Annotated in this window: 15 protein-coding genes; 7 read left to right on the top strand and 8 right to left on the bottom strand. The window is 68.2% G+C overall.

Annotated elements, in window-relative coordinates; all coding sequences use genetic code 11:
• Nucleotide 1: 1 nt before the first annotated feature.
• From ACFX43_RS06670 to ACFX43_RS06640, 7 genes are all read right to left on the bottom strand, one after another.
• Complete coding sequence (locus ACFX43_RS06670) at nt 2–358, bottom strand: NADH-quinone oxidoreductase subunit A (protein WP_008356428.1); 357 nt, start codon at nt 356–358, stop codon at nt 2–4.
• A 209-nt stretch (nt 359–567) separates the two neighbouring features.
• A complete protein-coding gene (locus tag ACFX43_RS06665; protein WP_378818533.1) occupies nt 568–1,635 on the bottom strand; it encodes a hypothetical protein in 1,068 nt (355 codons plus the stop codon).
• A gap of 99 nt (nt 1,636–1,734) precedes the next feature.
• The gene (locus ACFX43_RS06660) at nt 1,735–2,673 is read right to left on the bottom strand and encodes a hypothetical protein (RefSeq protein ID WP_378818531.1); all 939 of its coding nucleotides are present in this window, start codon (nt 2,671–2,673) and stop codon (nt 1,735–1,737) included.
• A gap of 70 nt (nt 2,674–2,743) precedes the next feature.
• Complete coding sequence (locus tag ACFX43_RS06655; protein ID WP_378818529.1) at nt 2,744–3,394, bottom strand: HD family hydrolase; 651 nt, start codon at nt 3,392–3,394, stop codon at nt 2,744–2,746.
• Between the two features lie 27 nt (nt 3,395–3,421).
• Nucleotides 3,422–4,102 (bottom strand): ankyrin repeat domain-containing protein, encoded by a 681-nt coding sequence (locus ACFX43_RS06650; RefSeq protein WP_141802429.1) that lies wholly within the window; start codon nt 4,100–4,102, stop codon nt 3,422–3,424.
• A gap of 19 nt (nt 4,103–4,121) precedes the next feature.
• Nucleotides 4,122–4,811, bottom strand: a complete 690-nt coding sequence (locus ACFX43_RS06645; RefSeq protein ID WP_378818525.1) for a demethylmenaquinone methyltransferase — start codon at nt 4,809–4,811, stop codon at nt 4,122–4,124.
• Nucleotides 4,812–4,848: 37 nt separating this feature from the next.
• Complete coding sequence (locus ACFX43_RS06640) at nt 4,849–5,430, bottom strand: hypothetical protein (protein WP_378818522.1); 582 nt, start codon at nt 5,428–5,430, stop codon at nt 4,849–4,851.
• Between the two features lie 104 nt (nt 5,431–5,534).
• Between ACFX43_RS06640 and ACFX43_RS06635 the strand changes: the two genes are divergently transcribed.
• The 4 genes from ACFX43_RS06635 to ACFX43_RS06620 are packed head-to-tail and all read left to right on the top strand — an operon-like array spanning nt 5,535 to nt 8,221.
• Nucleotides 5,535–6,785, top strand: a complete 1,251-nt coding sequence (locus ACFX43_RS06635) for an isochorismate synthase MenF (RefSeq protein WP_378818520.1) — start codon at nt 5,535–5,537, stop codon at nt 6,783–6,785.
• Nucleotides 6,786–6,794: 9 nt separating this feature from the next.
• The gene (locus ACFX43_RS06630; protein WP_378818517.1) at nt 6,795–7,286 is read left to right on the top strand and encodes a hypothetical protein; all 492 of its coding nucleotides are present in this window, start codon (nt 6,795–6,797) and stop codon (nt 7,284–7,286) included.
• Nucleotides 7,287–7,310: 24 nt separating this feature from the next.
• Nucleotides 7,311–7,943, top strand: coding sequence for an MBL fold metallo-hydrolase (locus tag ACFX43_RS06625; protein WP_378818514.1), 633 nt, complete (start codon nt 7,311–7,313; stop codon nt 7,941–7,943).
• Nucleotides 7,943–8,221: a YciI family protein gene (locus tag ACFX43_RS06620; protein ID WP_378818511.1), complete on the top strand. Its 279-nt coding sequence runs from the start codon at nt 7,943–7,945 to the stop codon at nt 8,219–8,221. The genes ACFX43_RS06625 and ACFX43_RS06620 overlap by 1 nt, the downstream gene beginning before the upstream one ends.
• A 36-nt stretch (nt 8,222–8,257) precedes the next feature.
• On the opposite strand, the gene ACFX43_RS06615 is transcribed toward ACFX43_RS06620, so the two are convergent.
• Nucleotides 8,258–9,094 carry a GH25 family lysozyme gene (locus ACFX43_RS06615; protein WP_378818508.1) on the bottom strand — a complete coding sequence of 279 codons (837 nt, stop codon included), beginning with the start codon at nt 9,092–9,094 and terminating at the stop codon, nt 8,258–8,260.
• A gap of 192 nt (nt 9,095–9,286) precedes the next feature.
• Here ACFX43_RS06615 and ACFX43_RS06610 point away from each other — a divergent pair, with 192 nt between their 5' ends.
• Genes ACFX43_RS06610 through ACFX43_RS06600 form a run of 3 tightly spaced genes read left to right on the top strand, consistent with a single transcriptional unit; the run spans nt 9,287 to nt 10,682 of the window.
• Entirely contained in the window at nt 9,287–9,634 is a 348-nt protein-coding gene (locus ACFX43_RS06610) for an ArsR/SmtB family transcription factor (protein WP_378818505.1), read from the top strand.
• The gene (locus tag ACFX43_RS06605; protein WP_378679698.1) at nt 9,631–10,119 is read left to right on the top strand and encodes an SRPBCC family protein; all 489 of its coding nucleotides are present in this window, start codon (nt 9,631–9,633) and stop codon (nt 10,117–10,119) included. The genes ACFX43_RS06610 and ACFX43_RS06605 overlap by 4 nt, the downstream gene beginning before the upstream one ends.
• Nucleotides 10,116–10,682: a TIGR03086 family metal-binding protein gene (locus tag ACFX43_RS06600; RefSeq protein WP_378818502.1), complete on the top strand. Its 567-nt coding sequence runs from the start codon at nt 10,116–10,118 to the stop codon at nt 10,680–10,682. The genes ACFX43_RS06605 and ACFX43_RS06600 overlap by 4 nt, the downstream gene beginning before the upstream one ends.
• The last annotated feature ends 23 nt before the right edge of the window (nt 10,683–10,705 follow it).

Here is a 10,705-nt window from a genome sequence, read left to right as displayed (position 1 = left end):
GTCAGTCCCAGTCCAATCCGCCGCGGCGCCACACATAGGCGTACGCCACGAACACCGTCAGCAGGAACAGGCCCATCTCCGCGAGGCCGAACCATCCCATCGCGTCGAACCTGACGGCCCACGGGTAGAGGAAGATGATCTCGATGTCGAAGATGATGAAGAGCATCGCGGTGATGTAGTACTTCACCGGGAAGCGACCGCCCAGCGCCTGTGGCGTGGCCTCGATCCCACACTCGTAGGGATCCGCCTTGGCTTGGTTGGCGCGGCTCGGTCCGACGACCGAGCTCATGATCACCGAACCGACCGCGAAGAGCGTCGCCAGTCCCGCCAACGCGAGCACCGGCACGTAGAGCTCCATCTCGCCTCCTACCCTGAGCGGCCCACCCCTTCTTGAGACTTTGTGAATAGAATCACAATGTGGGCCAACTCACATCCTGCCACTCCTGTGACGGATTGCAAGTGGGTTGCCGAAATGGCGCGCGGGCACTTTCCCGCCATGGCAGGAAAGTGCGGGCGCATCCGGCGGCAAACGCTTGCACAACCACGCCATGGCGGGGTTGTGGCGGGTCAGACTTGGGGGCTGACGGCCGGCCTCGGCGTGTCGAGGAAGGCTCGGGGGATCACGACGATCCGCTTCTCGGCGTTGGTCTGGGACGCCGGCCGTCCATCTGGGCCGACCGACACCATCTCGTACGTCACGGTGTGCTTGGTCGTCCGCCGGTGCCGCAGCCACGTGTGGTGCCAGGCGACGCTCCCCCACGGCCCTTGGATCTCGAGCCATTCGCCCACGGACCCGACGACGCTGGCACCGACGGGATACACCCTCGACATCCGGCCCGTACCGGTGAGCAGCCAGGTGAGCGGAATGAACAGGGCCATGAAGACCCAGAAGGTCGCGGACCAGAAGGAGCCGATCTCCAGCTGGAGTAGGGCATTGAGGCCGAAGACGGCCGGAAGCACCCACACCAAGGCGCCGGACTGCGCCCGCAACCATGCCCGGAAGAGCCGCCACCGCAGCGTCCGATCGACGACGATCGGAGCCCCCGCCAGCGGCGCCGCCACCGGCGTACGGCCTGCTCTGTCCGCCAGCTCGCGCCTGATCTCCGGCCCGATCAGCTGGGCCGGGAAGTCGACCCACCGCGCCAGCTCATCTGGCCCGGTCGGAAGATACGCCGGCATGACCAGGGTGTTCGGACCGTCCTGTCGACACCGCACGAGCACCGGCCCCACCTCGACCTGCGACAGCCGCGACCACGGGTAGAAGGTGAGTCGGTTGAGCGTACGCACGCCCAGGCCTGTGGGCGTCGTCCACGCCGTGAGCGTGGCGCCGACCGGGAGCTCGCGCTCCGCCTGGCGACGCAGCCCCCACAGGGGCGCCGCCAGCTGGATCAGCAAGATGGCGACCCCGAGGACGGCCGTCGCCGCCAGCTCGACGGCTCCGCCGACAGGGCCCATACCCGGATCTGGCATCCCGAGCCAGAAGAGACCGGCCACCACCAAGGGCAGAGCCAACCCCTGGATCCAGTACGCCCACATCCGCAGCCGCAACCCCACCAAGGCCCGCTTGAGCCGACGCTGATCTTCGAGCGTGACGGTCCAGTCCGTCACCGAGCCCGGCACCACATCCACATCCACGAAGGGCTCCTTGGCATCCCGCAGTTCAGGGTCGCCGCAGCGTACTGGATACCCCAGAGGGAATGTTGAGGTTCATTCGATGGTGGAACCCTCACGAAGCTACCGATCACCGAACGTACGCGGCACGGAGATGATCGTTGGACCGATCTTGAACGCGACCGCGCGACGAGTGACCAGTCGGCGCGCGATATCCGCCTCGGTGATGCTGAACATGTTCGACGGCGTACGGAGCGTCAACCCGGGCCCGTAGGCACCGCTGATCACGCTGCCCGCTGGGCAGGTCGTGCACGTAGCAAGGTGTCGCGGGAGAACCAGCACGGCAACGACAAGGGTGAGCGGCAAGGCGAGCCGCACAAATGGCGCCCAGTCGCCGGTGGCCCAGACGAGCACCAGCCCGAACGCCACTAGCAGGCCCATGAATACACGCGCCCACCACCTGAAGGCCAACCTCACCGAGGCGAAGGTCAGATGCCACTGAAGCGCCCGCGTCACCGTCACCTCCCGCATCCCCTCCCGGACCGCACTCACCGACTGCGCCGATGATGCGTCACCTGACGCCTCGCTTGCTGACAGTAGCTCGTAGACCCCCGCAGAGATCAGCTGGCTGGGAACCAGGAGCATCCCGGTAGGACGCGTAGTGCGTAGCGTCACGATGCCGCGCCGCGTCGACACGCCACTCACGCGAACCAGCGGAATCGCGAAGGTAGCCCTCGACGAGACGACCCGAAACTCGCCGTTGATCACGCTCGCCGTTACTGGTTCGCTGGGCCGATAGCGACGTAGTGCCCGCAGTGATGGGACGAGGACCAGCATCGGTACCAACACGGCGACCGCCACGAGATAGCTGATGATGACCGGCTTCCAGCTGTCTCCGACGACGAGGCCGAGCACGAAAATGCTGACGACCGTCGTTGCCATGAACACGGCCCACATGCGCCAGTTCGTCGCCTTCGTGATCGCCAGTGACACGGCAAGGCGACGCCGGTCGGCGGCCGCTGGCATCCAGGTAACAGAGAGTTCATCGGCGGTGGGGGTCATGAGGGTGCACCCTATCCAGCAATGACGCAATCGCCAGGGGTGACCCCGGCCCGGATACGGGAAGCTTCACTCAATCGGGGTCGGGGCGGATCCAGCCCTTGGCGAGCCCGGCACGGACGATGGCGTCGGTGGCCTCGCCGAGAGTCGTGCTCGCGGCAACGACGCCGGCCTCGCGGGCGCGGACGCGGGACTCGGTGGCACCGGGCATGCCCCAGGTGCCGCCGCGGTTGAGCCAGTTGAGGAGCATCGGCTCGAGGCGGTCCATCGCCTTGCAGAAGCGCGCCTCAGGGGTCTGAGCAGCCTCGAACTCGTCCCACAGGGCGCGGATCTCACCCGCCTGATCCGGCGGCAGCATCGTGAAGAGCCGCTCAGCGGCAGCGATCTCGCGCTCGACCTGGTCGACGACCGCGGCAGCGTCGAAGACCGGGCTGTCACCGGCGTAGATCTCGACCATGTCGTGGATGATCACGAGCTTGATCGCGTGCCCGACGTCGATCGGCTCGTCGGCGTACTCGGCGAGCAGCAGCACCATCAGCGCCAGGTGCCAGGAGTGCTCGGCGTCGTTCTCACGGCGGTCGGCCGCGGCCAGCGGGGAGGCACGCAGGATCGTCTTCAGCTTGTCGGCCTCGGCGATGAACTCGAGCTGAGCCCGCAGCCGGCCGACTATCTCGTCCGGGAGCGGGTTCAGGTCGATGATCAGGTCGGCAGTCGAGTCGTCCATGGGACGACCTTCGCATGCCGCTCAGCGTCAGCGGGCGGGGAGGGCGGGAACGGCGCGCTTGGAACGGCTCACGTAGGCCGAGCCCTCCGGGCCGACGACGGCGTAGGAGTCGCCCATGCGGGAGTTGTACTCCAGGTGGGCACGACCCCAGAACATGCCGATCCGGATGCCGCCGTACATCCCCGGGGCGGTGAACCAGGCCTCGTCGGGGCCGCCCTCCTCGGAGATGAGCCGGACGTCGAACGTACGCAGCTGGTGCTCGCCGCGGAACTCGGCGGTCAGCTCCGCGAGCGTCGTGTTCACGTGGAGGTTGACGTTCTCGAGGTTGTCGCCGAGCGGGGTGCCGGGACGGAAGTAGGGGTCGAGCATGTCGAGCAGGTGGTCGTGACCGCGCCGCTGGGCGAGCTGGTAGGGCGTCTCACCGTGGGCGGTGGGCAGGGACCTGACCCCACCAAGCGAGAGCAGCTCCTGGACGGTCTCCCGCGGAGCACCGAGGTAGGCGGCGTGGTGGAGCGGCGTGAACATCGACTCACCGCCGATCTTCCAGGTGTTGACGCCGACGGTGTAGTCGTTGCGCACCTGCGAGAGCGCGCGGCGCCAGTCGCCCTGTGCGGCCGCGTCGGTGAGTGAGTCCCTGGCCTTGACCGCTGCGGGCCCGTAGGCCTCGCGAGGCATCAAGATGCCGTCCCATGGCAACGTCGTGGTCATAGTTGAACTTTCGCAGAGATCAAGCGGTTGCGTGATGAAGTGCGACGATTCCACCCGAGAGGTTCGTCCAGGTCGGAGCCTGCCAACCCGCCGCGGAGAGCATGGCAGCGAGGCCTGCCTGGTCGGGCCATGCGCGGATGGACTCGGCGAGGTAGACGTAGGCGTCCGGGGAGGACGATACCGCCCGAGCGACCGGCGGCAACGCCTTCATCAGGTATTCCACGTAGACCGTCCGGAAGGGCTTCCAGGTCGGGTGCGAGAACTCGCAGACCACGATCCGGCCGCCGGGGCGGGTGACCCGGCGCAGCTCACGCAGGCCCGCCGCCGGGTCGACGATGTTGCGCAGACCGAACGAGATCGTCACTGCGTCGAAGGTCGCGTCGCGGTAGGGCAGCTTGGTGCCGTCGCCGGCCGTGAACGGCAGGTGGGGCTTGGCCTGCTTGCCGACCTGGAGCATCCCGATCGAGAAGTCGGTCGGGACCACCTCGGCGCCCGCGTCCAGGAACGGCTGGGACGAGGTGCCGGTGCCGGCGGCGAGGTCGAGCACGAGCTCGCCCGGCAACGGGGCGACGGCCTTGATGACCTCGCGTCGCCAGCGTCGGTCCTGGCCGAGCGAGAGCACGTCGTTGGTCACGTCGTAGCGCTTGGCCACGGCGTCGAACATCCGACGGACCTCGCCGGGCTGCTTGTCCAGATCTGCTCGGGTCACGGGCTGATTCTGTCTCGGTCTGCGTCCGGGACCGAACTCAGGCGAGCTTCTCGAAGATCTCGTCGGCGTACTTCGCCGCGTCCTTCTTCGAGGCAGCGGTCGCCTGGACGGTCAGGTCGTCGGACGCGTGCGAGCAGGTCGCCTGGGTCTGACCGGTCGACTGGTCGGCGCTGGAGTAGCAGACGTTGTCGCCGACCTTCGAGACCTCGCCACCGCCGTAGTAGGCGCTGCCGTCGCCGGCGAAGGCACGGATCATCACGGACTTCTTCATGTCCTTGGTGATGTAGGTGCGCGAGGCCATCGAGAACCCGAGCGCGTCGGACACGTTGCGGTCCTCCGTCTTCGAGCTGGCGGCGTTCTGCTTGATGAACAGGTCCAGCTGCTCCTCGGACGCGCCCTGCTCCTTGATCACGTCGAGGTCGTAGGAGGACTTCTCGTCCGCAGGCTTGTAGCCGCCCGACAGCGTCTCCGGGAGCGTGATCTTCACGCCCGAGTGGGATTCGGAGTCGCCAACCCACCGTGGCAGGCCAACGCCCAGCACGACGAAGAGGGCCAAGGCGATGATGCCGAGGGTGATGCCGTTCTCTGCGATGAACGACTGCTCTTTGTTGGTACTCACGCCAGCGCACGCTACAACCCACATGGTGATGTATGGCAACTGGGGCGGATGCTATACCTCACTTCGACTCGTCCTCGCCGACACCACGCCGATACCCTGGGGGCGTGAGCGAGTCTGAACAGCAGTCCCTGGTAGCCACCACCGTGGCACTCGATGCCGGGTCGGAGACGCTCGACGACCTGCTCGCGCTGCTGCCCGCCCGCCGCCGCGTTCTGTCCTGGGTCCGCCACGGCGAGGGCTTGGTCGGCTGGGGAACCGCCGCCGAGATCCGTACGTCCGGGCCGGAGCGGTTCGCCCACGCGGCCAAGTGGTTCGAGGAGCTGGCGGCGGTCTCGACGGTCTCCGATCCCGTGCGCGAGCCCGGCACCGGCCTGGTCGGCTTCGGCTCCTTCGCCTTCTCGGACCTGCCGGGATTCTCCGTGCTCAAGGTGCCCGCGGTCGTCGTCGGCAAGCGTGGTGACAACGCCTGGGTGACCACCGTCGGTCCGGCCGCCGCGCCCCCTCCTGTGCTGACCCCGTCACCCGAGCCGGAGGCGCCGCGCGACGTCGTCTTCGCCGATGCGTACGTCGATGGCGAGCACTGGATGCGGATCGTCGCCGACGCCGTCGCCCGGCTCCAGGACGGAGACCTCGACAAGGTCGTCCTCGCCCGCGACCTGCTGGCCGCGGCGAGCGCCCCGATCGACATCCGCGCCGTGCTGCGGCGGTTGGCCGCTGCATACCCGACCTGCTGGACGTTCCACGTCGACGACCTCTTCGGCGCGACCCCTGAGCTGCTCGTACGCCGCGAGCGAGGCCTGGTCACCTCCCGTGTGCTCGCGGGCACGATCTGGCCCACCGGCGAGGAGAACCTCGACCACGCTCTCGCCGCGTCGCTCGCCGAGTCCTCGAAGAACCTCGAGGAGCACGAGTACGCCGCCAGGTCGGTCGCCGACGCGCTCGAGCCGCACTGCTCCTCGATGAACGTGCCCGATGCGCCCTTCGTGCTCAAGCTCCCCAACGTGATGCACCTGGCCACCGACATCACCGGCGTGGCCAGCGACGGGGTCAGCTCGCTCGATCTGGCCGCCGCGCTGCACCCCTCGGCCGCCGTCGGCGGCACCCCGCGCGAGGACGCCGTCGCGCTCATCGCCGAGATCGAGTCGATGGAGCGCGCCCGCTACGCCGGTCCGGTCGGCTGGATGGACGCCACCGGCGACGGCGAGTGGGGCATCGCACTGCGTACGGCCGAGATGATCGACGACCGCACCGCCCGTCTCTTCGCCGGCTGCGGCATCGTGGCGAGCTCCGATCCGGAGACCGAGCTGGCCGAGACCCAAGCCAAGTTCGTCCCGATCCGGGACGCCTTGTCTTAACCTCCGTTCATGGAGAACTCGGACGGCCTCATCCGCACAGCCCTGCGCGAAGGAGAGGAGAACGCCGACCGGCTGGCCCGGACGCAGCTGCTCACGATTCCGTTCCTGATCGTCGCGATGATCTCGGTACCGGCGTACCGGATCGTCCACGACGATGGTGATGACGGCGCCAGCTATGGCTTCTGGTCGGCGATCTCGTGGCTGGGCGACCGTCCCGACGACGCCCCTGGCGCCTACCGGCTCCTGGTGATCGCGGCGGTGCTGACCATCCTCTTCGCCGTGGCTGCCGCGGCCATGGGGTTCTACTTCGCCTACTCCCGAAGCAACCATCCCGCCGTCGAGATCGGGATCGCGATCGTGTCGGGGGCGTTGCCGAGCGCCGTCGCCGTGATCGGCGTGGTCGCGCTGCCCGAGGACTCCGCGGTGCAGATGGGCTGGGGCGTACTCCTCCCGGTCTTCCTCGGCCTGTGGCTCGCCAACATGGTCCGCTCCGACGTCTAGAGGCCGCGCGATAGATTCGGCGGCATGAGGATCACGAAGTTCGGCCATGCCTGTGTCCGGATCGAGCACGACGGGGCGGTGGTGGTCGTCGATCCGGGCGTGTTCACCCAGCCCGAGGCGCTGGACGGCGCGACGGCGGTGCTGATCACCCACGAGCACCCCGACCACTACAACCCCGCCCTCCTCGAGGGCAGCGACGCGCCGATCTACACCATCGGCGCGGTCGCGGCGCAGATCCAGAAGGGCGCCCCCGCGGTGCACGAGCGGACCACGGTGGTGAAGCCGGGTGAGTCGTTCGACGCCGGGCTCCCGGTCACCGCGATCAACGAGAAGCACGCGGTCATCCACGCCGATCTGCCGCACTTCGACAACTCCGGCTACCTGATCCAGGCCGGGGACACGAAGATCTTCCACCCGGGCGACGCACTCGACGGCCCCGGCCAGGCCGTGGACGTACTCTTCCTGCCGGTCTCCGCGCCGTGGGCGCGGTCGAGCGAGCTGATCGACTTCGCCCGGGAGGTCGGCGCCTCCCAGACGGTCGCGATCCACGACCGGGTCTACTCCGAGGCCGGCTCGGGCATCTTCGACACCCAGGCGGCGGCGCTGATCCCGGCCGAGCGAGGCTACGTACGTCTCGCGGACGGGGCTGACCTCTGATGGCCATCGTCGCGGTTCTGTACGCCTACAACGACCTCCCCGACGTACGCGCCGAGCACCTCGGCGCCCACCGGGAGTTCTTGGCGAGCCAGCCCGGCCTACTGCTCTCCGGCCCCACCTCCGACGGCTCCGGCCTGCTCGTCTTCGAGGGCGAGATCGACACGGTCGAGACGGCCCTGGACGACGACCCGTTCCTCGCGGTCGGGCTGATCAAGGAGCGTCGCGTCTTCGAGTGGACCCCGGGCCTCGGCTCCTGGAAGACCCAGCTGGGTCTGTGAGGACCGGGGGTCCACCCCGGATCGGCGCCCGGAGGATCAGCCTCGGGCGAGCGCCTGCAGGCGGTCGTACGCGCCGTTGAAGGTGTTCTGGTCCAACGGTGACGAGGTGTACTGCCAGAAGGTGTAGTAGCCCCAGCCGGCGGGCAGGGTGCCCGGCGAGCTGGCGTAGCGCGCGATCCACAGCGGGTGAGCGCTGGCGAACTGCGAGGTGTTGCCGGTGCAGGTCGTCCACCAGTCGGTGGTCGTGTAGATGACCGCGTCGCGGCCGGTGCGGGCGCGGTAGCGGTCCAGGAACGCCGCGATCCACGAGCGCATCGAGGCCTGGGAGAGGCCGTAGCAGGTGCCGCCGCTGTAGGGGTTGTACTCGATGTCGAGCACCCCGGGCAGGGTCTTCCCGTCGGCCGACCAGCCGCCGCCGTTGTTGACGAAGTAGTCGGCCTGCGCCGCGCCGCCCGAGTCGGACGGGTTGGCGAAGTGGTAGGCGCCGCGGATGAAGCCCTGGTTGTAGGAGCCGTTGTACTGCTGCGGGAAGTAGGTGCTGTTCCGGTAGTAGGTGCCCTCGGTCGCCTTGATGTAGGCGAACCGCTTCCCCTGACCCCACCAGTAGGCCCAGTCGACGTTGCCCTGGTGGCCGGAGACGTCGATGCCGCTCACGGTCGCCTGCGCGGTGATCGGGGTGTCGTTGGCGGTGCCGCCCGTCGCCTTCGAGCCGGGCGTCGACCAGCCGACGTACGCCCCGTGCTCCGACGTGACGCCGTGGGACCTCGCCTTCTGGGTGAGATGGCGGTCGTCCTTCTCAGCAGCGCCTGCGGACTGGGTCGGAGAGAGGGAGATGGCAAGGAGGAGACCGGCTGCTACAGCGGTCACTCTCATGGATCTACGGCGCGAAGGACTCATGGGGGCTAGGCCTTTCCCGAGGAGGAGACTTGCACTGACAGACATGGTGCCGCAACCGATGTCCCCCGGGGAATGTTTTCTAGTAAGCAAGTTACTCAACCATACGGTTGACAATGCCACCCATGGGAGCCTAGCCTCGTTATCAACCGAATGGTTGAGGAGTACGAGATGAGCGAGGACAGACTCTCCCGAGTCTTTGCGGCACTGGCGGACCCGACCCGGCGCGACCTGGTCGCCCGGCTCTCGTCGGCCGACGCGACGGTCGGCGAGCTGGCGGCACCCTACGACGTCAGCCTCCAGGCGGTCTCCAAGCACCTGAAGGTGCTCGAGGACGCCGGCCTGGTGAGCCGGGAGTCGCGCCGCGCGCCCGTACGTCTCGAAGCGGAGGTGTTCGACCTCATGACCAAATGGATCGAGAGATATCAACAGCAGGCCGAGGAGCGCTACCAGCGCTTGGACGCACTGCTCGCCGAGATGCAGGAAGACCGACCAGCACGAGCAGAGGACGCATCATGACCACCACGAAGCACGAGACCACGATCGAGGCCTCCAAGGAGACCCCGACGATCACCATCGTCCGCGAGTTCGACGCTCCCCCGGAGCTCGTCTTCCGCGCCCACGCCGAGAAGGAGCTGTACGCCAAGTGGCTCGGCCCGCGCGACGTCGGGATGAACATCACCGAGTGGGACTTCCGCACCGGCGGCTCCTGGGCCTACTCCGCCGAGCGTGACGGTGACGAGTTCACCCAGTTCTTCGGCAGCTTCCACGAGGTGCGCGAGAACGAGCGGATCGTGCAGACCTTCACCTGGCGCGGCGCACCCGACGGGGCTTCGCTGGAGTTCCTCACCCTCGAGCCGCTCCCCGGCGGCCGCACCCGCCTGACCGGCCTCAGCGTCGTCGAGTCCTTCGAGACCCAGGCCGCGATCATGGCCAGCGGCATGGAGAAGGGCGTTCTCCAGGGCTACGAGCAGCTCGACGAGCTCCTCGCGGAGCTCTCGTGAACGCCGGTCTGAGCAACAGCGAGCAGCACGCGTACGACGCGGCCCGGTTCGCCGAGATCGTCGGCTCCGCCGCCGCCGAGGACTGGGCTCGCCCCAGTCCGGTGGCGGCGTGGACCGCGCTGGACGTGGTCTCGCATCTGATCGAGTGGTCGCGAGGGTTCCTGCAGGGATCGGCCGGTGTGGATCTCGCGCCGCTCGATGTCGCCGCCGACCCCGTCGCCGCCTGGAAGACGCACACCGCCGACATCCAGGCCCTCTTCGACGACCCCGCCGGCCGGATGGTCTCCAATCCGCACGTGGGTGACAAGCCGCTCGACGCGACGCTCTCGGAGATCTACACGCCCGACATCTGGATGCACTCATGGGACCTGTCCCGCGCCCTGGGGCGCGACTTCGACCTCGGCGCCGAGCGTGCCGCGACGATGCTCGCCGGCGCCGCGGCCATGGAGGACGCGATGCGCGCCTCCGGCCAGTTCGGTCCCAGGGTCGAGGTCCCGGCGGACGCCACCCCGCAGGAACAGCTCCTCGGCTTCATCGGCCGAGACCCCTACTGGACCCCGTGACCCACCTCCCGTCGAGGGGGGGT

This window comes from Nocardioides sp. YIM B13467 (genome assembly GCF_042788075.1).
GTDB lineage: Bacteria > Actinomycetota > Actinomycetes > Propionibacteriales > Nocardioidaceae > Nocardioides.
The sequence above is the reverse complement of the archived record's forward strand: the minus strand, read 5'-3'. Positions and strand labels throughout refer to the sequence as shown.